A 26,542-nucleotide genomic window follows, 5' to 3' on the forward strand; every position below is an offset into this window, starting at 1 on the left:
ATCCTTTGAATATGGTTTCACTTTGTGTGAAATGAAAAATAGCAAAGTGTTTATATAAATAAAAATAATTTACAAGATACTGGACCAGCGTCTTGTGTCGAAGCTCTAAATTTAAATTGGAGTTGAGATAGTTGCTCGGCTAATTGATAAAAACTGCGAGAATAAAAAAGCGGGCTTTTTGAGCCCGCTTTGATTTTGTCCTTTATGAGTTTAAATTACTGAGTTTGGCTGAAGCCCGCGATCCAAGATACATACACGCGAGAGCCAACCTTCACGAAAGTATACACAGTGTGGGTGGTAGTCGTGCGTGTCGTATTTGTCGGTGCGAAAGAAGCATCAGCGAAAGTTGCACCACCATTATCGTTGAAGGTACACTTTGCTGTAGTGGTGCTTGTTACAACTAGAGTATAACTACCGCCTGATTTCATATTATCAAGGCGAATCACGCCTCCAGCACAGTCATACGAAGTTGATTGTACGTTACCTAAGTTGAAGTCGATCGTATTGTCTGTGTCAGCATTTGAAGCTGCATAGATTTGACCTGAAGCCTTGATGTTACCAGTAACTTCAAGTTTCTCTGTCGTAGGAGAGCCACCGATACCAACGTTACCGGTTGAACCGACGATTCTCAATCTTTCTTGATAAGCAGTCGCTCCAGTTTGCAGACCCAGAACAAAGTCAGGTGAGTAATTGGCTGCTCCAGTTACGGAGACGAAGCCCATATAACCTTCCTGATACAAGGCGCTGGAGTTTTTTACGCTACCAATTGCCAGAGCAGTATTGCCGTTGGCATTGTAGCCATTCGACATTCTTAATACATATGACGGACCTGAGGCTGCACCCGAACTAGTAGCGTAACTATTTGTCATATCATTACTTGCACTGAATGCACCGTATTGACCAGCGACAGTTGATACTAGCACTGAACCACCAGGCCAGCCGGATGTGCCATCACCAGGAGTCAAATTGATGCTACCGCCGACCGCGCCACCAGATCCGCCGTCTTGTGCAGCTAATGTAATGGCCGCACCAGTCGTGCTAGCTGCAGCTGTTCCGCCTTGTACATCAAAAGTACCAGATGGAGATGCAGTTCCAACACCAACATAACCACTTGCACGTACAGTTAAACCAGAACCCGCTGTCGAGTTAGATTGCATTCTTGCCACGATACCGTTTGTAGATGTGCCGGTATTTGCAACATTCAACAAACCGTTCGTAGAGTTGAGCGAGTTGTTAGAAGTCGTCAAGTTCAATAGGGTACCCGTCGTCAAAGCATTGGCACTCATCGACATTGGTGTTTGAGTATTTGCCGTAGACCAGTTCCAAACTTGCGCGTAGTTTGTGTTATCAATCGTGTTAGTAGCAGCAGCTTGAGTAATTGATGACAATGCAACAGTACCAGCATTGACCCAAGAAAGAACTCCAGCACCATCTGTTGACAGAACTTGGTTCGCAGCACCGTCGTCTGAAGGCAACGTCAGTGTATAACTTGAGAAAGACGCTGGAGCACGAACAGATACTTGGCTGCCACCATACGTTGCGTTGACATCAAACCCGGTACTACGAGTGACTCCGGAAACATCCAGTTTTGTAGCCGGAGTAATTGCGCTAATACCCACATTACCAGTGTTCAAGATTGTCATACGCGAGTCTGCCATTGTGGCGCTGCCGGATGTGGCCTTGTTCAAGAAGTGGAGGCTTCCGTATGAGCCTGAGCCACCGTAGGTACGTTCAAATGCGATTGCAGCATTGTAATAGGTGTCTCCTGAACTTGATTCGTTCTTGAATGCAATTCCAACTGCGGCGCCAGTCGACGCATTGAGATTCTGTAGGCGAATCGGCGTTTGCAGAGAAGCCGCTCCCGTCGGGTTCTTAACAGTGAGAATATCATCCGGATCTGTTGCTCCAATACCGACGTTGCCGTTAGCAAGAACTGTCAATCCAGTGCCAGCCGTAGAGTTAGACTGAATTCTTGCGACAATACCACTTGTAGAAGTGCCAGTATTTGCCACTCGGAAAAGACCGTTTGTCGAGTTGAGCGAGTTATTAGAAGTCGTCAAACTCAATAGAGTACCCGTTGTCAAAGCATTGGCACTCATCGACATTGGTGTTTGAGTATTTGCCGTAGACCAGTTCCAAGCCTGAGCATAGTTCGTATTATCAATTGTATTAGTAGCAGCAGCTTGAGTAATTGATGACAATGCAACATTACCAGCATTTGCCCAAGTCAGAACACCAGAACCGTTAGTGCTTAATACTTGGTTCGCAGTGCCATCGTCAACAGGCAACGTAAGAGTGTAGTTCGAGAACGAAGCAGGAGCAATGATAGTCGCCGTGCCAGATGTAGCACCTTTAACGCCTGCACCAAACATATTGGCAATACCCGATGCGTCCAATTGCAAGATTTTGCTAGCAACACCGGCTTGAGTTTTATCAACCGTTACTGAACCAGAACTATTCATGGTAGCGTCGCCTGACATAAGAACCGAAGTAGCACCGTTAGATGCGTTACCTACGAACATTCTTGCAGCGCCAAGGTAAAGATTGATGAGGTCGTTTTGGTTCATGTCGATGTCGCCGCTCATTGTACCACCAGCAAGTGGCAACTTCGAAGTATCGTTAACAGCTGCAGAAGTTACAGTTGTTAAGCGACCTTTAGCATCGTAAGTGATAACTGGTACATAGCCAGCAGTACCTACTGGACCACCAGCAGTGATCGTAGAAGCAAGAGTCAATGCACCAGTGTTGCTGATAGTAGCATCACCAGAGATAGAAACTTCAACCGCTTTACCAGAAGCATTACCAACCCAGATTTTAGAGTTAGCTAAGTCAGCAGTGTTGCTTACACCAGTCAATACAGTTGCCCAAGAAAGTGCACCAGCACCGTCAGTTTTAAGAACTTGGTTTGCACCACCGTCATCAGCTGGCAAAGTAAGTACGTAGTCTGTGAAAGCGCCAGAAGTTTGGATCGTGGCTTTACCAGTACCAGTTTGGATCTCAAGACCCTTCATAGTACCAACGCCTGAACCATTCAAAGCCAAGATCTTGTTGTTTTCAGCAGTTGTTGTTTTAACAACGGTTACTGAACCAGCGTTAGAAACAGCAGAGATATCACCAGAAAGCACGCGTGCTTCTGGACCACCAGACGCGTTACCAACCCAGATGTTAGTAGCAGTTAAGCCAGGCAAAAGAGCAGACTGAGCAGCCCAAGTTAAGTTACCAGAACCGTCAGTTTGCAAGAACTCGTTGGCACCACCATCAGTGTTAGGCAATGTGAGAGTGAAAGTACCAGCAGTAGCTTGACCACGGATAGAGATCGAACCGCTTGTAGAACCGTTAACGTTAACACCTTTAGTAGTAGCCACTGAACTTGCATCCAATTGAAGAATCTTGCTAGCTACTGCAGATTGAGTTTTATCAACAGTGATTGCGCCAGTATTAGAGATCGTAGCATCACCAGACATTGCACGAGCTTGTGGACCGTTAGAAGAGTTACCAATCCACAACAATGAGTCCGTCAAACCAGGCAATGTTGCAACAGGAGCAGCCCAAGTTAATACGCCAGAGCCATCAGTTTGTAAGAACTGACCGCTTGAACCAGCAGTGCTTGGGAAGCTAAGTGTAGTGTTTGTCGCAGTGTTAGGGTAACGAAGAGATACGATACCAGCACCTGCGCCACCAACATCAGCACCCTTAGTTACAGCTACTGAAGAAGCCGTCAATTGAAGGATCTTACTTGCAGCACCAGACTGAGTTTTATCAACAGTGATTGCGCCAGTATTGCTGATAGTAGCGTCACCTGACATCAAGCGAGCTTCTGGACCGCCAGACGCGTTACCGATCCACATATAAGAGTTAGCAATAGCTGGAAGAAGAGCAGACTGAGCAGCCCAAGTTAAGTTACCAGAACCGTCAGTTTGCAAGAACTCATTTGCACCACCATCACTGTTTGGAAGTGTCAAAGTGAAAGTACCAGCAGTAGCTTGACCACGGATAGAGATCGAACCGCTTGTAGAACCGTTAACGTTAACACCCTTAGTAGTTGCTACTGAGTTAGCATCTAATTGCAAGATTTTGCTAGCAACTGCAGTCTGAGTTTTATCAATAGTCACTGCACCGATATTATTAACGCCCACGATATCGCCAGATAGAGCGCGTTCTACGGCACCACCAGATACATTACCAACCCAGATATAAGCTTCAGTTAGGTCTTTTCCTTGTTTTGAATTGAAATTTACATAGTCAGCATTGCTAATTAAACCCGCAGTCACTGAGCCCGATGCAGAAGCCATTGGGATATTCAATGTGTGAGTCGCAGTCGCAGAGTTGAATGCTGGAGAGTTTCCAGAAGTACCGATTGCGAAAGTTTGGTTAACGGCAGTCAAACCATTCAAGTGAGTAATACCAGCGCCAGCAACACCCAAAGACTTCACAGTTGAACCGTCGAAGTATTTGATTGTGCCAGAGTCATACCACATTTGACCAGCAACTGTACCGTCAGTACCGTTAGCAGAAAGACCGAAGTACTTACTAGCAGCCATTGAAATGTTGCCAGTATTTGTGATGTCTTGGCCGCCCATATTAATAGCGCCAGACATAGTACCACCAGCAAGTGGAAGCTTAGTTGTATCATTTACAGCAGCTGAAGTAACAGCAGTCAAACGACCTTTAGCATCGTAAGTAATTACTGGTACATAACCAGAAGTTCCAACTGGACCGCCAGCAGTGATTGTCGAAGCCAAAGTCAATGCACCAGTGTTGCTGATAGTAGCATCGCCAGACATTGATACTTCAACCGCTTTACCAGAAGCATTACCAATCCACATTTTGCTATCAGCTAAATCAGCAGTGTTGCTTACTCCAGTCAAAACAGAAGCCCAAGACAATGCACCAGCACCATCAGTTTTAAGAACTTGGTTTGCACCACCGTCATCAGCTGGCAATGTCAAAACGTAATCAGTGAAAGCGCCAGAAGTTTGGATCGTGGCTTTACCAGTACCAGTTTGGATCTCAAGACCCTTCATAGTACCAACGCCTGTGCCATTAAGTGCTAGGATCTTGTTGTTTTCAGCAGTTGTTGTTTTAACAACAGTTACTGAACCTGTGTTAGAAACAGCAGAGATATCACCAGAAAGCACACGTGCTTCTGGACCACCTGAAGCATTACCAACCCAAATATTTGTAGCAGTCAACGAAGGTAGAGTTGCAGTAGGAGCGGCCCAAGTTAATACGCCAGAGCCATCAGTTTGTAAGAACTGACCGCTTGAACCAGCAGTGCTTGGGAAGCTAAGTGTAGTGTTTGTCGCAGTGTTAGGGTAACGAAGAGATACGATACCAGCACCTGCGCCACCAACATCAGCACCCTTAGTTACAGCTACTGAAGAAGCCGTTAACTGAAGGATTTTGCTAGCAGCTGCAGATTGAGTTTTATCAACAGTCAAAACACCAGAGTTAGAGATCGTAGCATCACCTGACATCAAGCGAGCTTCTGGACCGCCAGACGCGTTACCAAGCCACATATAAGAGTCAGCAATAGCTGGAAGAAGAGCAGATTGAGCAGCCCAAGTTAAGTTACCAGAACCGTCAGTTTGCAAGAACTCGTTGGCACCACCATCAGTGTTAGGCAATGTGAGAGTGAAAGTACCAGCAGTAGCTTGACCACGGATAGAGATCGAACCGCTTGTAGAACCGTTTACGTTAACACCCTTAGTAGTTGCTACTGAACTTGCATCCAATTGAAGGATTTTGCTAGCTACTGCTGTTTGAGTTTTATCAACAGTCAAAACACCGGTGTTGCTGATAGTAGCATCACCAGACATTGCACGAGCTTGAGCTCCACCAGAAGCATTACCAACCCAGATACTAGAATCAGCAAGAGCATTAGATTGTTTAGCGTTGAATGCAGACCAATCAGCAGAAGTTAAAGCACCACGATTAGTTGCAGAAGCACTTGGTAAACTGAATGTGTGAGCTGAACCTGAAGAGTTAACAGCGAAGTCAGAACCAGCACCATCAATCACGAATGATTGAGTAACAGCTGACAAACCATTCAAGTTAGTGATACCAGCACCAGCAACACCCAAAGACTTCACAGTTGAACCGTCGAAGTATTTGATCACGCCAGAGTCATACCACATTTGACCAGCAACTGTACCGTCAGTACCGTTAGCAGAAAGACCGAAGTACTTACTTGCAGCCATGTTGATGTTACCAACATTGTTAAAGTCTTGAGCGCCCATGTTGATAGCGCCAGACATAGTACCACCAGCAAGTGGCAATTTAGTCGTGTCATTTACAGCCGCTGAAGTTACAGCAGTCAAACGACCTTTAGCATCGTAAGTAATAACTGGAACGTAGCCAGATGTACCTACTGGGCCGCCCGCAGTGATTGTCGAAGCCAAAGTCAATGCACCAGTGTTAGAGATTGTTGCATCGCCAGACATTGATACTTCAACCGCTTTACCAGAAGCATTACCAATCCACATTTTAGAGTCAGCTAAATCAGCAGTGTTGCTTACACCAGTCAAAACAGAAACCCAAGACAATGCACCAGCACCATCAGTTTTAAGAACTTGGTTTGCACCACCGTCATCAGCTGGCAATGTCAAAACGTAATCAGTGAAAGCGCCAGAAGTTTGGATAGTTGCTTTACCAGTACCAGTTTGGATCTCAAGACCCTTCATAGTACCAACGCCTGTGCCATTAAGTGCTAGGATCTTGTTGTTTTCAGCAGTTGTTGTTTTAACAACAGTTACTGAACCTGTGTTAGAAACAGCAGAGATATCACCAGAAAGCACACGTGCTTCAGGACCACCAGATGCATTACCAACCCAGATGTTAGTAGCAGTTAAGCCAGGCAAAAGAGCAGACTGAGCGGCCCAAGTTAAGTTACCAGAACCATCAGTTTGCAAGAACTCGTTGGCACCGCCATCGTTGTTTGGAAGTGTCAAAGTGTAAGTACCAGCTGTTGCTTGTCCAAGGATAGAGATCGAACCGCTAGTAGAACCGTTAACGTTAACACCTTTAGTAGTAGCAACTGAGTTAGCATCTAATTGCAAGATTTTGCTAGCAACTGCAGTTTGAGTTTTATCAACAGTCAAAACACCAGAGTTAGAGATCGTAGCATCACCTGACATCAAGCGAGCTTCTGGACCACCAGACGCGTTACCAAGCCACATATAAGAGTTAGCAATAGCTGGAAGAAGAGCAGACTGAGCAGCCCAAGTAAGGTTGCCTGAACCATCAGTTTGTAAGAACTGATTTGCAGAACCTGCAGAAGCTGGGAAGCTCAAAGTCGTATTTGTCGCTGTATTAGGGTAGCGAAGAGACACGATACCTGCACCAGCACCACCGATATCTTCCCCTTTAGTAACTGCTACTGAAGAAGCAGTTAACTGAAGGATCTTACTAGCTGTACCAGTTTGCGTTTTATCAACAGTCAAAACACCAGTATTAGAAATCGTTGCGTCGCCTGACATAGCGCGAGCTTGCGCAGCACCAGAAGCATTACCAACCCAGATGCTTGAATCAGCTAAAGCATTTGATTGTTTTGCATTGAATGTAGACCAATCAGCTGAAGTCAAAGCACCACGATTAGTTGCAGAAGCACTTGGCAAGCTGAATGTATGAGCTCCACCAGCTGAGTTTACTGCGAAGTCAGAACCAGCACCGTCAATCACGAAAGATTGTGATACTGCTGAAAGACCATTTAAGTTAGTGATACCAGCACCAGCAACACCGAGTGATTTAACAGTAGAACCGTCAAAATACTTGATCACGCCAGAGTCATACCACATTTGACCAGCAACAGTACCATCAGTACCGTTAGCAGAAAGACCGAAGTACTTACTAGCAGCCATTGAAATGTTGCCAGTATTTGTGATGTCTTGGCCACCCATGTTGATAGCACCAGACATTGTACCGCCAGCAAGTGGCAATTTAGTAGTGTCATTTACAGCTGCAGAAGTAACTGCAGTCAAACGACCTTTAGCATCGTAAGTAATTACTGGTACATAACCAGAAGTTCCAACTGGACCACCAGCAGTGATTGTAGAAGCCAAAGTCAACGCACCAGTGTTGCTGATAGTAGCATCACCAGAGATAGAAACTTCTACCGCTTTACCAGAAGCATTACCAACCCAGATTTTTGAGTCAGCTAAGTTAGCTGTATTAGAAACACCTGAAAGAACAGACACCCAAGAAAGGATACCAGCGCCATCAGTCTTAAGAACTTGGTCTGCGTTACCGTCATCAGTAGGTAAAGTTAAAACGTAGTTTGTGAAGGCACCTGAAGTTTGGATTGTTGCCTTGCCAGCACCAGTTTGAACATCCAAACCTTTTACGTTACCAACACCCGAACCATCTAGAGCTAATAACTTATTTGCCTCGCCAGTTGTTGTTTTAACAACAGTGACAGAACCTGCATTAGATACAGAGAACACGTCACCAGAAAGTGTACGAGCTTCTGGACCGTTAGAAGCATTCCCAACCCACATTAAACCAGCATTCAAGCTAGGCAAAAGAGCTGATTGAGCATTCCATGAAAGATTTCCTGCACCGTCAGTTTGTAAGAACTGATTTGCAGAACCTGCAGAGTTAGGAAGAACTAAAGTATAAGTACCAGCAGTAGCTTGGCCACGGATAGAAACATTACCACTTGTAGAACCGTTTACATCCAAACCTTTGGAAGTAGCTACTGAATTTGCATCCAATTGAAGGATCTTGCTAGCTTGAGCAGTTTGAGTTTTATCAACAGTCAAAACACCAGTGTTGCTGATAGTAGCATCACCAGTCATTGCACGAGCTTGAGCAGCGCCTGAGGCGTTACCAACCCAGATCAAAGAATCAGCCAAAGAGCTTGATTGCTTTGCCATCATAGAAACGTAATCAGCATTACTGATAAGACCCGCAGTCACAGTACCAGCAGCATTAGCCATTGGAATGTTCAACGTGTGAGTATCAGTCACAGAGTTGAATGAAGGCGCATTGCCTGAAGTACCAATTGCAAATGTTTGAGTACCAGCAGTCAAACCATTAAGAGATGTAATACCAGCACCAGCTACACCTAATGATTTAACAGTAGAACCATCGAAGTACTTAATAGTACCAGCGTCATACCAAACTTGACCGGCAACAGTACCGTCAGTGCTATTTGCAGAAAGACCGAAGTATTTGTTAGCAGCCATGTTGATGTTGCCAACGTTATTCAAGTCTTGGCCACCCATATTGATAGCACCAGACATAGTGCCACCAGCTAAAGGCAATTTTGACGAATCATTAACAGCTGCAGAAGTAACTGCAGTCAAACGACCTTTAGCATCGTAAGTAATTACTGGCACATAACCAGCAGTACCTACTGGGCCACCTGCAGTGATAGTAGAAGCAAGAGTCAACACACCTGTATTAGAGAGTGTTGCATCACCAGTCATGCCACGAGCTTGAGCTGCACCAGAAGCATTACCTACCCAGATGCTGCCATCAGCAAGACCACTAGATTGTTTCGAGTTGAAAGTAACCCAGTCAGCGCTATCCAAGAAACCATCTGTAGTGCTATTTGCTTGAGCGATAGCAACGTCCGGCGCAGAAGCAGTACCACCAATTGTGATTGGAGCTGAACCAGTTACACTAGTTACAGAACCAGCACTCATAGATTGAAGAGTCCAATTTGTACCATTAGATACTAACACTTGGTTATTAGTCGCAGGACCCGCAGGCAAAGCCTGGCCCATCAAAGTAGTTACTTTGTTATTACCAGAAACGATTGTTACATCACCAGTAACTGGTAAGTAAGCAGTCAACGGAGCTTTCACTAAACGCCAGAACTCGTCGTACTGAGTTTGTGAAAGAGCGTCGTTAGTATTAGTAGTACGAGTAACAGTACCACCAACTTTTAACAATTCGCCTGTGCCGTAACCACCAACAGTCAAAGCAGCAGGAACTGGATTGATTTTCAATGTAGGAAGAGCTTGAGCAGCACCACCACCAACGCTGAAATAGATAGCCAAGATACGGCCAGCAGTTAAGTCAGATGGATTTGGAGTATAAGTACCACTACAGCTATTAGCTGTGCCAAGGCCGCTGAAAGTTTTAACGTTGCTGAATACGTCTGCCATATCCTTCACGCCAGCAGGCGCAGCAGAGTTATTATAAGAAGCAGAAGCAGGAACTAAAGTTGAATCATTTGAACCGATATCAAAAGAGAATGTACCACTAGCTTGAGACAAATCGAGTTGACGTTGTTCTGTATATAACCAGCACTGTCCTAAAGCATCGTAGACAGTAACAGTGAATCTTACATCATTAGACGTTACAGGCTCGTTGTTGGAATCGAGTATGCGGCCAGTGTATGTGATACCTGACGCGGCATTAGTTTGTTGAGAGAAAGCTAACAACATGACAACAGCAAATAGTAATTTTACGTACTTAGCCGATTCCGTAGTCAGTCCTTTAAAACTCTCCAGTAACGTACATGTAAGTGTTTTCATGTATTAAGGATCGGCAAAGGAGGCTGGGTTCTTGAGAAAAACCGGTTAAGATTTCTCATTCTTGAGCAAAACTTTTGAAAACTCTGCTCCATTTGGTCGGGCGAAACAGGGACCGTCTTGAAAACGAACATAACTAAAGGTTCGACAAAAAAATGGAAATTCGTGGATCGAAGTGGACCACCACTGTCTCATTCTAGGAATGTGAGTTTTGCTGTGGTGCCTGTTCCAATTAAAGGCTATAGGGTGCGCTCGACTAACAAAAAGTCTAGCGAACGCGGCCTGTGTAGATGTAAGCAATACCACCAGTAAGACTTGTGTATGTCACGTCGCTGAAGTCACCGGTCTGCTTCATTAAAGAAAGAAACTCTTCACGGCATGGGAAAGCCGCAGAGGATTTTTGCAAGTATTCGTAAGCTTCACCTTGTCCTGTGACTAAGCCACCAAGCTTCGGCAAAATCTTTTCAGAATAGAAATTGTAGAGAGGGCCGAAGACAGGAAACTGTACTTGCCCGAACTCTAGAACCATCACGTGCCCGCCACTTTTAGTAACACGAGCCATTTCTTTCAAACCTTTTACGGGGTCGCCAACATTGCGGATGCCGAAAGAAATACTGCTGATATCGAAGCTCTTGTCAGCGTACTGAAGCTGAGTCACATCTGCTTGTTCAAAGCGAATTTCAAGGCCTTTTGCGGCTGCTTTCGCAGGAGCAGGGATCAACATCTCTGCACAGAAATCTGTACCGATGACAGCGCCTTGAGCGCCTACGGCTTTTTTAAATTCAATCGCCAAATCACCAGTGCCAGTTGCGCAATCAAGGACTGATTGGCCAGCATGGGCGCCACTCATTTTAACCAGTTTTTTGCGCCAAAGGTGGTGAACACCCATTGAAAGGATGTCGTTTCCTTTGTCGTAATTCGCAGCCACTTTACTGAACATGCTGCGAATAACTTCTGGATTAGGAGAGTGTTTTTGTTGCACGAGAAAATCCTTATACCAAAGTGGCTTTTTGAAGAGGGCGATCCAAAGCCGTCAGAACTCTTTCGATTTTGTTCATCATCGTTTTGAAGTCATCAAAGGTTAGAGCTTGAGGACCATCAGAAAGAGCTTCCTTTGGACGCGGATGAACTTCAACGATGATACCGTCAGCGCCAGAGGCCGCAGCGGCAATTGCCAAGTCTGGAACCAAAGCGCGAATACCGACAGCGTGAGATGGATCCACGATCACTGGGAAGTGCGTGTTTTTCTTCACATAAACAACGGCATTCAAATCCAAAGTATTGCGAGTTGCAGTTTCGAAAGTACGGATTCCGCGTTCACACAAAATCACGTTTTGATTGCCACCGTTCGTAACGTACTCAGCGGCTTTAATCCATTCGTCAATCAATGAAGCAAAACCACGCTTCAAAAGAACAGGCTTGTTTTGACGACCCAACTCTTTCAACAAAGAGTAGTTGTGCATGTTACGAGAGCCTACTTGGAACATGTCCACCACATCGAAAACTTCTTCGATTTGGCGAGCATCGGTCACTTCAGAGACCAGGCCCATATTTGTTTCTTTGCAGACAGATTTAATGAAATCGAAAGAGGATTCGCCCAAACCTTGGAAGGTCTTTGACGAAGTTCTCATTTTCCAGATGCCCCCACGGAGCATGCAAGCGCCACTGGATTTAACTGACTTTGCAGTTTCCAAGAATTGGTCATGGCTTTCGATAGAGCACGGGCCTGCCAACACGGAAAACTGAGGTCCCCCAATATCAAGCGTGCCATAAGCCGTCTTGATCTTGACGATTTGGGTTGAGGGAGTTGTTTGCATACTTTCAATTTCCATAATACGAACTTCTTCAGTTTCTAAATTTTAGTAACGCTTAAAGGACCCAATTCCTACCACGCTTAATGACCCAAGGGGTCGAAAAACCGGGGCTTTTGTGGACGGGCAGATTAGCATGAAGGCTTTGAATTTTACAAACTTTTTAGAGCAAGGAGCCCTGTTGCGCGTAAGTGCAAACCAATGGTTTTTGCTCCAAGGACCCTTCACACAAAAATCAGAAATTATGGAGGGCGAAGTCGCCCTTTTTCATCCCGACTTTTTTGCAGAGCCAAACGCTAATTATTGGATTCCGGAAACATTCTATAGGCTTACGGATCATGACTTAGAGCACTTGTGTGCGGACTTCCATAAGTCTTTGTTGGCGCCGATGTCGTGGCAGGGCGCGGACTTGCAGAGTTTTAGCTCTTCTTTCAACTCTATTTTAAAGCAGATTCAAGCCGGAACCTTGAACAAGGCCGTGCCCATCGTTTTCGAAAAATCTACAGAAATACTGGGGCCACAGCGATTGGCGGCCATGATTCAGGCTCTGATCAAGGCTCCAACGAACTTGTACGTCTTCGGCTTTTGGCAAAAGGGGCAGGGGATTTTGGGGGCGACTCCCGAAGTTTTGCTGCGCCAATCGGGACAACATTTGACGACGATGGCTTTGGCGGGTACTTGCCCAAAATCTGAAACTGCGACCCGCAGTTCTTTGCTGGAAGATCCTAAAGAACGCCATGAACATGATTTGGTTGTTCAGGACATTCTGCAAAGCCTGAGACACTATGGCCATGTTCAAGCGCACGAAACTCAAGTGATGGAGCTACCAACTTTGTTTCACTTAAAAACTGATATCGATTGTGAATTGCCAGTGGGGCAGAGCTTTTCTTTTCTGAAGGCTTGTCAGGCTTTGCACCCAACTCCAGCCTTGGGGGTTTCGCCCCGCAGTTTTGATTATCAGTGGATGAAGACCTTGCCCGAGCAAAAAGGGCGCGGCGGTTTCGGAGCTCCATGGGGCTTGCAGTGGTCCCGTGAAGAAGCCCTCTGTTTGGTAGCTATTCGTAACATTCAGTGGAGCGCTGCCGGGTCCAGAATTGGTTCCGGATGTGGTATCGTCGCGCAGAGTGATTTACAACAAGAGTGGAGAGAACTGTCGCACAAACGGCAGTCCGTGAAAAAGGTGTTGGGATTAGAGTCATGACAAATATGCAGTTGGCAGCCAAGGTGTTGCAAGGGTTGGTATCTTCCGGAATTCGTGAGTTCTGTCTCTGTGCGGGGGCACGCAATAGTCCCTTCGTTCACATTTTAGAAGAGAACAAAGACGTCAAAGTTTATTCTTTTTTTGAAGAGCGTTCGGCGGCTTTCTTTGCACTAGGTCGCATGGCTAAAACGCAAAGACCTATGGCGGTCATCACAACTTCAGGGACAGCGGTTGCCGAGCTTTTGCCAGCGGCAATTGAAGCGACTTATTCCTCTTTGCCATTAGTGATGGTGACGGCAGATCGTCCGAAATCCTATCGTGGTTCGGGGGCTCCTCAGAGTATCGAGCAAGTTGGGATTTTTTCTTACTATATCGAAGCGTCTTTGGACATCGATGCCGAGAACCATCACTTTTCAATGAAGGGCCTTACTTGGAAAAAGCCCGTGCATATCAATGTGTGCTTTAGCGAGCCCCTCATTGACGGCCCTGTTGCGAAGCTAGATCTTACTTCTACGAGTGAGTGGGTGAAGTTTCCAGAGCAGTGTGAACCCAATGCAGGTCACGACACGACTCACTTCCTGAAGATCTACAATCCGATTGTGATTTTAGGAACATTGCCTTCAAAGGCGCAGCTGCCGATTTTGAATTTTCTTAAAAAAATTCAGTGCCCGATTTATGCAGAAGGTATTTCAGGTCTGCGTGGGCATCCTGATTTGAGTCACTTAGAAATCCGCTCTGGAGAAAACTACATCAATCACCTTTTGGACCAAGGCATTTGCAATGCGGTTCTGCGTATTGGTGGAGTTCCGACCGTACGGTTGTGGAGAGACCTTGAAGACAAACGTAAAAACCTGCCGGTTTTGTCTGTGGGATATAATCACTACTCGGGGTTAAGCCGTGAGGTGACTCACTTTACCCATCTAGCATCACTAGCCGTGATTCAAAGCCCAGAACACTTTAAAGATTTGGGTCCTTTGTTGAAGGAAGATCTTCAGCGCGCGAATGTGAAAGAGGACCTGTTGGCGAAGTATCCACGCTCTGAGCAAGGCTTGGTTTGGTCCCTTTCGAAAAAAATGAAGGGGCAATCAGTTTACCTTGGCAACAGTTTGCCAATTCGCCACTGGGATTTGGCAGCCGATTTTGATTCTTATCCTGGTCGTGTAGTTGGAAATCGCGGAGCTAACGGGATTGACGGTCAAGTTTCTACGTTCTTGGGCTGGGCCGAACCGAGTACTGAGAACTGGTGCATCGTTGGCGATTTGACGGCGATGTATGATTTGTCTTCTTTGTGGATTACGCCTCAGCTAGAGAATAAAAAAATGCGTCTTGTTGTGATCAACAATCGTGGTGGTCAGATCTTCCAGCGTATGTTCAAAAAAGACATCTTCTTAAATCGTCACGAAATCGAGTTCAGCCATTGGGCAAAAATGTTCAACTGGGATTACCAGGACTGGTCAACAATCCCTGCCGAGACCAATTTGAGCGATCGCCAATTGATCGAGCTGATTCCAGATCCGCAACAAACTGATGATTTCTTAAGGGAGTGGGAACAGCTTTGGAAAAAATAAAGATTCTCTGTCTTCATGGTTTCATGGGTCTGCCGACCGATTGGGATCTGATACAAAGTTACTTTATGGTTTCGCCTTTAGCCCATCAGTTCGAGTGGCGCTCGGTGGATTATATGAAAACGCCGGGCCTAGATTCCAAAAACAGTTTTGAAAACTGGGCAAAGAACTTCAATCAAAAAATCCGTGTGCAATTTCCCACGGGCCCTCGAGTTTTAGTGGGTTATTCTTTGGGGGGACGCTTAGCCCTTCAGGCTTTGAAGCAAGATCCTGCATTGTATGATAAAGCAATCTTCATTTCGACGAACCCTGGTTTGCAACGAGACAAAGAGAAGCAAGAACGTCAGGCGAATGATGAACAGTGGGCGAAAAAGTTTTTAGAATACCCATGGGAAACACTGATGAGAGAGTGGAATGCCCAAGGTGTTTTCAAAGACAGTCTGACAGAGCCACAAAGACTTGAAACGAGCTATCAACGCCCGCAGTTAGCCCAGGCATTGACCGAGTGGTCGTTAGCGGGCCAAGAAGATTTCCGGGATTTGATTACTCGACAGAGTGAGAAGATTTTGTGGGTCAGCGGAGAGAAAGATATTAAGTTTGCAAGTATTGCGATGGATCTTAAGAAACGTGCGCCTGCTATTCAGACCGAGATTTTTCCGAAAGCATCTCACCGGGTGTTATTTGATCAACCCAGTGAGCTTGCACAGAAGATGATTTCTTTTATAGAGTTTTAACAGCCAACATGATCCAAGTGAGGTAGATGCTGGCGTTCGTGATCGCAACGGACTTGTTGCATGTGCTGTCGTCGTCATTCACTCCACGAGTAGAAACGCCCCACAAAAGGTATTGGCCTTTAGATCCATTTTTTCCAGGAATATACACGTAAGCAGGACCGCCAGAGTCACCATGGCAAACGCCAGTGCCCTTCGTTTGATCCAATGTGATTTCTGTCGAACTGAAATTTGGATCCGCGATTTTTAAATTTCCAACGCGAAGAACTCCAACACTTGTAGGATCGCTCGCATCGCTCAAGCCGTAACCTAAAACTGATACAGGAGTCTCTTCACGAAGAATCGAGTAGTCTTCAAGGAAGGTTACAGGTTTGTAACCCACTGGCAATTCAGTGCCGTCAAACTTGATCACGGCGATGTCACCAGTATCGTAGCTTTCAAGTTGGCGCATTTCCCAGTATGGAGAGTATTTAGCAGCCAAAACTTGGCGACGTTCTGTTTTGCCATTTGGTCTTGCAGCGAAGAAGACATAAAGATTGGTTTGGTCTTCGGTGTCCAGGCAGTGAGCTGCCGTCAGAACGTGATTGTTATCCAAGATGGAGCCTGTGCATACATCCTTGGTAACTTTGTTCACGATAAAAACAACGCTTTTAGCGAGCTCGTTGTCGTTTTGAATTTCGCGTCCATTCACGATGTCTTGGGTGTCTTCAGATTCGAAGTTTTCGGCTTTAAAGTTGTCCGCAAGAGTGCAGGCCGAGAGCATGGTTGCCATCAAACTTACGCTGATCAATGATGCGATTTTATTAGAACCCCTCATAGCAGACCCCATCCCTAAACCCCCAGAAAAACGAGCACTTGAAGCGCTGCGTTGTGAGGCATAATCGCTGATTTTGGAGGCTTTCACAAGGGAAAGTTAGAGACCCCAACGAATTCGTTTTAAAGCGCGCTTTTTTATAAACTTTACATGGGTTTGATCAAGCCTATCGATGGGTCCCGTCACCGCATCTTGCGTTTTCGGAGAAAAAACAGAAACGCTTTTTCCGATGAGGCGAGGATTACAAACATCCAAATCTGAGAATGGTTTTGAGGTGTGAATTCCCTCAGACAAGGGCTCTATGCTGCCTTTTGCGGGTCTCTAAGATGAATTGATATGTTCCATTTTTAAAGCTGGGGACCTGAGGACATCTCGATAGAGTTTGTATAAGCGGATCGTTATACTAAATAAAACAGGGGAAGAAATATGAGCCGCACGTTAATTAGGTTTGCGCTTGCTGTTCTAGTATCATCATCATTTGTTCTGTTTTTTCAAAACTGTGGCCCAGCCAAGTTATCCGCCGATGGTCCTTTCCTTTCAGGAGGAATCGACCTGAGCTCTACCGTTGGATCAAAAGTAGACCTTCAAATTCTTTTGGCTGTAGCTTCTCAGGAAAGTGCCAATAATGTTCTCTACCCAAACGTTGATCCTAGCCTGAATCAATATGACTACGCAGAGGCTAGTCCTATCATTGAAAACATAGTTTTGAAGAATAACGATTTTACGAAAATCGCGTGGGTGCACGGTCCGTCTTCGTCCATTGTTGCTTTGGGTGATGCTTACAATAATGTTCATTATAGTGCGGATCGCGCGGGCGAGTATTATATCTTTGGGTACCGTGCGGATACGCCTTACTTGCTGACTCGTTTTAGGTTGTTACCAAAAGGGGCGACGACATTATCTTTGAATTCCGTGGGTGGTTATTCTGTAAATCAAAAGACAATTGAAGCGAACGAATCCGACGAATTAATTCTTTTGAATGTGGAAGCTCCGGCAGTGGATCTTAAATCTGTGCAATTCAAATTGAATAATTCTGGTGAAACCGTGGAAGGGAAACGTGCGCTTCTTCTCAAGAAGCGAGCTTCAGAGCGAGTGGATGTGAGCGTGAACCTCTCTGATATGGTGGGGCAGTCCGTGAGTAAAATGGTTTCGCTGCCTTCTTGGGCGACGCCAACACCAACACCTACACAAACGCCAACGCCTACTCCAATGCCGGTTCCTCTGATCACTTTGAGTTCCATGTCTCTAAATTTCGGGGACCAAATGGTGAATACCAACACGTTCGCCAAGTTTGTGACGGTCACTAATACTGGTGACGCTGTTCTGACATTTGTGTCTAAGGTGCCTAGTGCGGACTATTATATAAGCACAAACTCCAGCTGTGGGACTAGCTTAAGCCCAGATGCAAGTTGTACTATTGGGGTTTATTTCAATCCCACCATTTTGGGAAGCCGTAGCGGGACTTTAACTGTCACAACTAATGCTTCGAACTCTCCTCATGTAGTGTCTTTGTCGGGTAACGGCGTTACGCCAAAACTCACATTGAGTTCAACTTCATTGAGTTTCGGAAATCAACTTCTTAACACGAGCACCGCAATTAAATTTGTGACTATTACGAATACTGGGTCGGCGAATTTAAGTTTTACCAGCAAAACACTCACTACGGATTACTATCTCAGCTCAAGTTCGACGTGTGATGCAAGTCTTGCTCCTAATGCAAGTTGTACCATTGGGATTTATTTCAACCCAAGTATTCTTGGAACTCGTATTGGCTCTTTAACTATTACTTCCAACGACGCGATTTCTAGTCACGCAGTTTCTTTGTCAGGCTCCGGTACTACACCTACGCCTACACCTACACCTACGCCTACACCTACGCCTACGCCTACGCCTACGCCTACGCCTACGCCTACACCTACGCCTACGCCTACAGCAATGGCGACTGTGTTGCCCGCAAGTCTTGATTTTGGGTATACAGTTTTAAATACAAACACAGGCATTCAATATGTGACTGTCAATAATACGGGCGCTACATCTCTGTCATTCAGTTCAAAAATTATAACGACAGACTATTACTTGAGTGGCGGAACTTGTGGTACTTCGCTTGCAGCAGGCGGCAATTGCACGATCGGTGTATACTTTAAACCCACCATAAGTGGAACCCGCTCTGGTACTTTGACTCTGAACACGAATACAGCAAACTCTCCGCATGTAGTATCCTTGATAGGTTATGGAATTAGTCCAGCGGTGAGCCTGTCCACGACAGCACTTAGCTTCGGTAATCAGAACGTTGACACAAGTTCATCTGTGCAAACGGTCACCTTAACAAATACGGGAACTGCGACGTTAACAATTAGTAGAACTGTGACTGCTGATTTCTACATCAGCCCAGCATCGACGTGTGGAACAAGTTTGAATCCGACGGCCACTTGTACGATTGGGATTTACTTCAATCCGTCTGCTTCTGGAGCGCACGCGGGGGCTTTGACAATTACTACGAATGCCCAAAACTCACCACATAATGTAAGTTTGAATGGCTCAGGTGTTTCGGGTACGACGGCCGTATCTTTGTCCCCGAGTTCCTTGAGTTATGGTACTTCGGCCGTGGGTTCGACCAGTACTATTCAATATGTCACCGTTAGCAATAGCGGAAATGCGACACTCAACATTTCCGGTAAAACTGTGATCGGCAATTTCACTCAGGTCGGTGGGACGTGCGGCACCAGTCTATTGCCGGGCTCAACTTGTACAATCGGGGTGCGCTTTGCACCTACGACTGCGGGTAGCCATGCTGGGGCTCTTAACGTGATCTCCGATGATGCAAATTCGCCAGCTGTCGTTTCATTAACAGGAACCGCTGTAATGCCTTCCGTTACAACGACCCCGAATCCTCTGGCTTTTGGAAATCACGCCGTGGGAACCACAAGCGCCGAGCAAATTGTGTTTATTAAAAATACTGGAACAGTGAACGTCAATTTCGGACGAGGAACTGGCAGTAGTTTTTCATTCGGACCGACTCAGACTTGTACGGGCGCGCTCGCTCCTGGGGCAACGTGCTCTGTGGGGATGGTGTTTAAACCTACTACAACCGGAAGTAAAACTGGCACTTTGAATCTTACATTCGGAACTGGCGTACCAACAGTCTATGTGAATCTTTCCGGTACGGGCATCTAAGCCGGAAAGATTCCCTCTATTTTGCGAGAGTCCGTGGCCTTCTCAGTAAGGCTTACAAGCGTCGGTTGCCTCAATCAGGCCACTGCGAGTGCCAGGTTCGGCAGCTGCATGGCCGGCATCTGCGACGATGCTGAGCTTCGCTTCAGGCCATGCCTTATGCAGGTCCCAAGCACTACGAGCAGGACAGACAACGTCGTAGCGACCTTGCACGATGAAGGCTGGAATATGGCGAATCTTATGAACATTTTCGAGTATCCAATTGTCGGTTTCGAAAAATGCGTTGTTCATAAAGTAATGGCATTCGATTCTAGCAAAGCTAATAGCAGAATCTGGATCATCAAATTCCTCGATAGCCTGCTTACTTATAATCAATCTGGAGGTCGCGGCTTCCCACTTACTCCAGGCTTTTGCGGCCTCTAATTGGGTCGTGTAATTAGTATCGGTCAAACGTTTGTAGTACGCCTTTACAAGCTGATTCTGCTCTTCTTTTGGAATCGGTTTTATGTATTCATCCCAAATATCCGGGAAGATTTGCGATGCCCCTTCTTGGTAGAACCAATGGATTTCGGAAGGACGGCACAAGAAGATGCCCCGCAGGACCAAGGCAGAAACCCGCTGTGGGTGCGTGATTGCGTAAGTCAGCGCCAGAGTCGATCCCCAGCTACCGCCAAAGACCACCCACTTTTCGATCCCCATCAGAGTGCGAATTTTTTCGATATCACTGACAAGACTCCAAGTATCGTTTTCGCGAAGTTCAGCCAAAGGAGTGCTTTGGCCCGAGCCCCGTTGATCAAACAAAATGATGCGATAATGATTCGGATCAAAAAATCTGCGATGATCTGGATGAATACCACCACCGGGACCACCATGAAGAAATACAACAGGACGTCCTTTGGGATTGCCGACTTCTTCGTAGTAAAGCTCATGCAGCTCAGACACTTTCAAGCGGCCTGTATTGTAGGGTTGAATCTCGGGATAATAATCACGCATAGCCATTTGCGAACTCCTTATTTTGACTGCAAGACGATTTCTGCAACTTCGCAGTAAGTGCCTAAGCGAAGACTAGGGCCCCAGTAGCCAGTGCCTTGATTCACGTAGAGTTGCAGATTTTGAATTTTGTAAAGTCCCTTGCCATATTTTTCAAAAAAACCAATAAGCATATTCCAAGGGAAGAATTGCCCGCCATGAGTGTGACCTGAAAGTTGCAGCTCGATTCCTAACGGAGCTGCGATGTCGGCAAGTGATGGTTGGTGTGAGAGCAAGATTTTGAATGCTTCAGGGTTCATCTCTTGCTCAATTTTTTTAAAATCCGGTCCTTCAAGTTGGAACATCTTTGCTGCAGGATCAGGAACGCCCCAGATTTGCAGGTCAGCTTGGCCGATTTTCAAAGTGCGACTGTCATTAACAAGCACATTGAAGCCGATCTTACTAAAAGCGGGAACGCTCTTGGTTCCGTCCCAGTAGTATTCATGATTGCCAGGAACAAAGAAGCTTCCGTACTTGCTGGTAATTTTCTTTAGAAGTTCTAAGTCACTGACATAGCGAGAAGGAATATCATCCAGAATATCTCCGGTGTAGACGACCATGTCCACAGGCTTTTCCTCAGCGACTTTGATCAATTGATGGATAAATCGTGTCGGGAGGCTGCGGCTGATGTGCAGATCCGTGATATGCAAAATACGCAAACCTTCAAGATCTTTAGGCAGATTATCAAACTTGATTGGAACTTCGATACGGCGAGGTCCTCTGCGAACCACTAAGGTGCCAACTGCAATAAAGAGAACCGGCAAGAGCAAAGTCGTCAGGCTTCCGGTGGCTCCATAGAGGGTATCATTGAGTGATGGAGATTCCATAAATTGCCCGGCAAATCCAAGGATGTCCCGAAGAACTACAAAGACAATCAGAAAGTTAATATAGGCAATGGCCATGTGAGTGAAAAAGAAAAACGTGTCATGCCAGGCTTTGTGCTCGCGGCTGGATTTCATCCAGAAAAATAGAGGCAGGCTTAACACCATCAAAAATAAAATAGCTAAAAAACCGATGATGGACATCGTTGCCCACAGAGGGAAATCCGCAAAGCGGGTCAGCTGCTGAGAAATGTAAAAAAACATCGCTGCGACAAGAATGAATATAACAGCTCGGAAGATTCCCATATTTGATTCTTTCTTATTTCAAAAGATCCCGTGGCCAGTATTTTTGTTTTTCGTCAGGCTTAATGAAACTCACACTAGCTGCAATGTCGTTAGCTTTGTTGAAGTCTTCAACTGTAAAGCCATGCACGCGGTGAAGAACTTCATAGTCATCGGAAAGCTGAGTGGCAAAAATTCCCGGATCATCTGAGTTAATCGTAACCTTGATCCCTGCTGCGATCAGCTCGCGAATCGGATGTTCTTCGTAGGTTTTAAAGGCTTGGGTCAACCAGTTACTGATGGGACAAACCTCTAAAGGAATGCCCTTTTCACGTACGTAAGACAGGATGCTTTTGTCTTTGATGATTTGGATTCCGTGGCCAATGCGTTCGGCGCCCAGAATGTCGATAGAATCTTTCACCCACTGCGCGGATTGTGGCGTATTGGCCTCGCCCGAATGAACCGTAATGCGCAGTCCTGCTTTGCGAGCGCGTTCAAAAAGCGGGGCAAACTGTTTGGGATCAAAACCCTCTTCGTTGTCGGCAAGGTCAATGGCCAAGAAGCTATCTTTGTGGTCGATGGCAAAGTCGCAGACGCGTTCGGCCTCAGCCACAGGTTTTATTCTTTGCATAATGCAAATTAGACCCACTGCCATGGGGAAGTTCTTTTTGGCTTGCTCGATTCCTTTGAGCAAAGCTTTGTGTATTTTTTCAAAACTGAGGGAGCTATGGCCATCAGCGATAAAACTGGGGGCATAGCGCAACTCCATGATGCGAACGCCGTCATTGTAGGCATCTTCGCAGGCCTCATAGGCTAAACGGGTCAGAACTTCTTCGGAATGCAGCAGCTTTTGTGCTCTTAGGAACTTATTCAGAACGGCACCAAGATCCTTCATCTGTCCTGTGACGAGAAGAAAATCTCTCTGAGCGTCGTAGTTTTTAGGCAATTCCAGTCCCAATTTGGGCGCTAATTCCACCATCGTGCTCCAACGCATTGAGCAGTCGAGGTGACGGTGAAGTTCCACTTTTGGTAAAGCTCTCAAATCATGGGAATAAAGTTTTGTTGATTTCATTCTTAAAGAGCTATCATTCCTGCCCCGTCCTATGCATCTCTTTTTGTTGACGCAAATACACACTCTGACAGAGGATAACTGCATATGACAGAACCAATGAAAATTGCCAATAAGCTTGCGGGAAATCCCACACAAGATCCTCAATTTAAAACTTCTATTTCAGTCAATGACGGCAAAAAGATTGCTGCCGTAGATCCTCGCGCCACTCGCGCCTTGATCTCTCTCATGGACATGAATGCGGTTCTTGGCGGAGCGGCCTCGCACTACGGCGGTCCTGCAGCCTTGGCAGAATTAATGTCAGCGCTTCATGCTCATGTTTTTCACGAAGCAAAATCGGGTGGCAAACAATGGTTCGACCTTTACAATTTGGTCAACGATGCTGGTCACTGTGAAAATGGTCTTTACGCTTTGAAGGCTAATTACGGAATGGCGGGATTGAATTTGAACTCGCTTAAAAAATTCCGCTCCATCGAAAGTCCACTGACAGGCCATGGTGAAGTTCACTGCTTCCCGCAAGGTGTGTTTGTTAGCAATGGTCCTTTGGGGTCTGCGTTTCCACAAACTCAAGGTTTGGCGATGGGCGATGCAATGGCCGGCCGTAACCGCGTGACGGTGACGGTGGTGTCTGATGGCGCCAGCATGGAAGGTGAAGCGAAAGAAGCTTTCGCAGCAATCCCGGGTCTTGCAAAAACTGGCAAGATGGCTCCTTACGTGATGATTGTTAGTGATAACAACACGAAACTAACAGGTCGTATCGATGCTGAGAGCTTCTCGATGGTTCCGACTTTCGAGTCTTTGAAAACTTTGGGATGGAATGTGATCGTGCTTGAGAAAGCACATGATCTTCAAGCTTGCTATGACACCATCACAAAAGCTATCGACATGGCTCGTAAGAATCCAAAACAACCTGTTGCGATTCATGCAAAAACGATCAAAGGGATTGGAACGAAAAAAACTGCAGAGTCTGCTTCGGGTGGCCACGGTTTCCCTTTGAAAAGTCCGACTGAATTGCCAGCGTTCTTAGGTGAAATCTACAATGGCGAAGCCTATCCGACAGAGTTCACAGCATGGATTGAAGAGCTGAATAAATTGGAAGCTCATATTAAAGCCACTGCGGTGAAAGATACTGGCGAGAAAATTCAAAACGGTGTTGCGAGTGCATTGATTCGTGCCCGCAAAGAAAATCTTCCGGTTATTTCTGTGACTTCGGATCTTCCAGGTTCGACGGGTGTTGCTAGCTTCCGTAAGGAATTCCCAGCGGACTCTTTGGACGTGGGTGTTGCTGAAAGTAACATGGTGTCGGCTGCTGCAGGTCTTTCAAAAGTGGGTTACATCCCAGTTGTGGATACATTTGCTCAGTTTGGTGTGACAAAAGGTGCTTTGCCTTTCATCATGAGTTCTTTATCCGAAGCTCCAGTGATTGCGATCTTCTCGCACACAGGTTTTCAAGATGCGGCGGACGGAGCTTCTCACCAAAGTTTAAGTTACATGGCGATGCTTTCTTCTATTCCACATGTCGAGACTTATGCTCTGACTTGCAGTGAAGAAGCGGATGCTTTGGTTTACCAAGCAATTCGTAAAACTGCGGAAGCTCGTCGTAACGGCAAAGTACCTCCGTCTTATGTGTTCTTCTTGGGTCGTGAGAACTTCCCGAAATCCTACACTGCTGGTTTGAAATACGAACTCGGTCGTGGTCAGGTGCTTTTCGATAACACGGACAAGTATCCTCAGAACAGCGTGACGTTAATTGCGGCGGGTTCAATGATTCCTGAAACATTGAAAGCAGCGCAAGAGTTGACGAATCATAAAATCGGTTCTGTGATTTTGAATCCTTCTTGCTTGAATCACTTAGATTTAGCATTGCTCGAAGAGTGTTTGGCAAAAACCAACAACACTTTTGTGACTGTCGAGGATCACCAACTTATCGGTGGTCTTGGTCAGATGGTATGCCATGCATTGGCTGAAGAAGGCATGAGCTTCCGTTGTCACACTTTGGGTGTGCGCGGTGAGTTTGGCCAAAGTGCTTACACAGCATTGGATCTCTACAAAAAGCACGGACTAGATTCGGAATCGATCGCTGATAGTGCGGTTGAACTTTTCGACTAAGGATTTATGGAAGTCCTCGTAGACGTTTTAATTGTTCACGGCTTGTTGTTGTTGGTCGCGTTTGTTTTCATTTTTAGAAGCAAACTTTCAGAAAGATCTCAAAAGAAGCTACAGGTGGCTTTTTCTTTTTTTCTGCCGATATTTGGTCCTATTGTGACTATTGCCGTTCATGTTTCTGATTTGATAAAAGCAGAAAAACCTAGCGATCGATACATGGGACAAAGCTTCGATGAGAGTCCTTATCCCTGGTATTGGCCATTTTGATGAATGGGAATTTGTTTTTAGTCCCATTAAACAAAGAGTTGCTTGAGACTCTTTGCGAGTGGTTTAGAAGCCTTGACAGTGAGAGATCGCCTGAAATTAAATTATAAAAGATCACATATGAAATCATAAGGGAGATCGTTTGTTATATTGGCTTGGACAGGTGCTTGAAAATTATTATGGTCCCTTTCGTCTTTTTACGTCTCACTTATTTCTTGGTGGTTTGAGTACTGTTCTCTGCTTTGCTCTGACATTTTATTTTCTGCCCGTGTTGATGGGCTTACTTCCCACGGACCGTGGTCGCGCTCATGCGATTCAAAGTGGTGCCTCAAAAGGAAAGCCAACCGGGGCGGGAGTGATTTTCGTATCGATTTTTACTTTAGTTCAGTTTGTTTTGTTGCCTCCATCGCTACAGGCCTGGGGGATTTTAGTGCTGACTTTCTTGGCCATGTTGTCAGGCTACTTTGACGACTCCTCGGTTGATTCATGGGGAGAATATAAAAAGGCTTTGTTGGATGTTTTGTTAGCGGTTGGCGCATCGGCTTTGCTTTGTGAAATGCAGGACATGCATATATGGCTTCCGTTTACGACGACCGACATTATAGTTCCACCTATTGTATTTATACCGTTCTCAACGATTTTGATTTGGACTTCCATCAACTGCACCAATTGCAGCGATGGAGTAGATGGTCTTTCGGGAACTTTATCTGTTCTTGCTTTTGCAACCTTAGGGTCCGTTTTATACTTCGTGGTAGGTCACAAAGACATCGCCAACTATTTACTGCTTCCACATTATCAAGACGGTGCTGTATGGGGGATGATGGCATTTTCGATGGTCGGATGTATTTTGGGTTATCTTTGGTATAACGCTAATCCTTCGATGCTGTTAATGGGCGACGCAGGATCGCGTGCTTTAGGATTTTTGCTGGGAATTATTGTTATCAAATCTGGCAATCCGTTTACAGTTTTAATTGTATCCACCGTGTTGTTGGTAAATGGCGGAACTGGCTTATTGAAAGTCGCTTTGTTACGTTTTTTTAAAATTTCTTTATTTCGAACAATTCGGTTTCCGCTGCATGATCATGTTAGACATAACAAGGGCTGGTCAAACACTCAGGTGCTTGTACGTTTTTCGTTGATTCAAGTCATGCTTTTGATTGTCCTGCTCGTGATATTACTGAAGGTTCGTTAAGGTTT

Annotated in this window: 13 protein-coding genes; 6 read left to right on the top strand and 7 right to left on the bottom strand. The window is 45.7% G+C overall.

What is annotated here, in order from left to right; all coding sequences use genetic code 11:
- Positions 1-215: 215 nt before the first annotated feature.
- The 3 genes from ACLWBB_RS01855 to aroF all read right to left on the bottom strand — a co-directional run bounded on the left by ACLWBB_RS01855 (position 216) and on the right by aroF (position 12,313).
- Positions 216-10,484 (bottom strand): hypothetical protein, encoded by a 10,269-nt coding sequence (locus ACLWBB_RS01855; RefSeq protein WP_413289846.1) that lies wholly within the window; start codon positions 10,482-10,484, stop codon positions 216-218.
- Between the two features lie 265 nt (positions 10,485-10,749).
- Positions 10,750-11,463 carry a bifunctional demethylmenaquinone methyltransferase/2-methoxy-6-polyprenyl-1,4-benzoquinol methylase UbiE gene (gene ubiE / locus ACLWBB_RS01860; protein WP_413289847.1) on the bottom strand — a complete coding sequence of 238 codons (714 nt, stop codon included), beginning with the start codon at positions 11,461-11,463 and terminating at the stop codon, positions 10,750-10,752.
- A 10-nt stretch (positions 11,464-11,473) separates the two neighbouring features.
- A complete protein-coding gene (aroF, locus tag ACLWBB_RS01865) occupies positions 11,474-12,313 on the bottom strand; it encodes a 3-deoxy-7-phosphoheptulonate synthase (protein ID WP_413289848.1) in 840 nt (279 codons plus the stop codon).
- A gap of 97 nt (positions 12,314-12,410) precedes the next feature.
- On the opposite strand from aroF, the gene ACLWBB_RS01870 reads away from it, so the two are divergent.
- Genes ACLWBB_RS01870 through ACLWBB_RS01880 form a run of 3 tightly spaced genes read left to right on the top strand, consistent with a single transcriptional unit; the run spans position 12,411 to position 15,792 of the window.
- Entirely contained in the window at positions 12,411-13,493 is a 1,083-nt protein-coding gene (locus tag ACLWBB_RS01870) for a chorismate-binding protein (protein WP_413289849.1), read from the top strand.
- On the top strand, positions 13,490-15,061 hold the full coding sequence (gene menD / locus ACLWBB_RS01875) for a 2-succinyl-5-enolpyruvyl-6-hydroxy-3-cyclohexene-1-carboxylic-acid synthase (protein WP_413289850.1): 1,572 nt from the start codon (positions 13,490-13,492) through the stop codon (positions 15,059-15,061). The genes ACLWBB_RS01870 and menD overlap by 4 nt, the downstream gene beginning before the upstream one ends.
- A complete protein-coding gene (locus ACLWBB_RS01880; RefSeq protein ID WP_413289851.1) occupies positions 15,049-15,792 on the top strand; it encodes an alpha/beta fold hydrolase in 744 nt (247 codons plus the stop codon). Before menD ends, ACLWBB_RS01880 begins: the two co-directional genes overlap by 13 nt.
- Here ACLWBB_RS01880 and ACLWBB_RS01885 read toward each other — a convergent pair.
- Positions 15,779-16,606 carry a S1 family peptidase gene (locus ACLWBB_RS01885; protein WP_413289852.1) on the bottom strand — a complete coding sequence of 276 codons (828 nt, stop codon included), beginning with the start codon at positions 16,604-16,606 and terminating at the stop codon, positions 15,779-15,781. The two genes, ACLWBB_RS01880 and ACLWBB_RS01885, sit on opposite strands and share 14 nt — an antisense overlap.
- 423 nt (positions 16,607-17,029) lie before the next feature.
- On the opposite strand from ACLWBB_RS01885, the gene ACLWBB_RS01890 reads away from it, so the two are divergent.
- Positions 17,030-19,777 carry a choice-of-anchor D domain-containing protein gene (locus ACLWBB_RS01890; RefSeq protein WP_413289853.1) on the top strand — a complete coding sequence of 916 codons (2,748 nt, stop codon included), beginning with the start codon at positions 17,030-17,032 and terminating at the stop codon, positions 19,775-19,777.
- 42 nt (positions 19,778-19,819) lie between these two features.
- Here the strand turns inward: ACLWBB_RS01890 and pip are convergent, their stop codons facing one another.
- From pip to add, 3 genes are read right to left on the bottom strand one after another with little or no spacing between them, the layout of a single operon-like run.
- Positions 19,820-20,767, bottom strand: coding sequence for a prolyl aminopeptidase (gene pip, locus ACLWBB_RS01895; RefSeq protein ID WP_413291577.1), 948 nt, complete (start codon positions 20,765-20,767; stop codon positions 19,820-19,822).
- 17 nt (positions 20,768-20,784) lie between these two features.
- Positions 20,785-21,930 carry a metallophosphoesterase gene (locus ACLWBB_RS01900; protein ID WP_413289854.1) on the bottom strand — a complete coding sequence of 382 codons (1,146 nt, stop codon included), beginning with the start codon at positions 21,928-21,930 and terminating at the stop codon, positions 20,785-20,787.
- 13 nt (positions 21,931-21,943) lie between these two features.
- A complete protein-coding gene (gene add, locus ACLWBB_RS01905) occupies positions 21,944-22,978 on the bottom strand; it encodes an adenosine deaminase (protein WP_413289855.1) in 1,035 nt (344 codons plus the stop codon).
- 84 nt (positions 22,979-23,062) lie between these two features.
- Between add and ACLWBB_RS01910 the strand changes: the two genes are divergently transcribed.
- Positions 23,063-25,084, top strand: a complete 2,022-nt coding sequence (locus ACLWBB_RS01910) for a transketolase C-terminal domain-containing protein (RefSeq protein ID WP_413289856.1) — start codon at positions 23,063-23,065, stop codon at positions 25,082-25,084.
- 403 nt (positions 25,085-25,487) lie between these two features.
- Positions 25,488-26,537, top strand: a complete 1,050-nt coding sequence (locus ACLWBB_RS01915) for a phospho-N-acetylmuramoyl-pentapeptide-transferase (protein ID WP_413289857.1) — start codon at positions 25,488-25,490, stop codon at positions 26,535-26,537.
- Positions 26,538-26,542 lie beyond the last annotated feature (5 nt).

It is taken from the genome of Bdellovibrio sp. HCB337 (assembly GCF_047302465.1).
Taxonomy (GTDB): Bacteria; Bdellovibrionota; Bdellovibrionia; order Bdellovibrionales; family Bdellovibrionaceae; genus JACMRP01.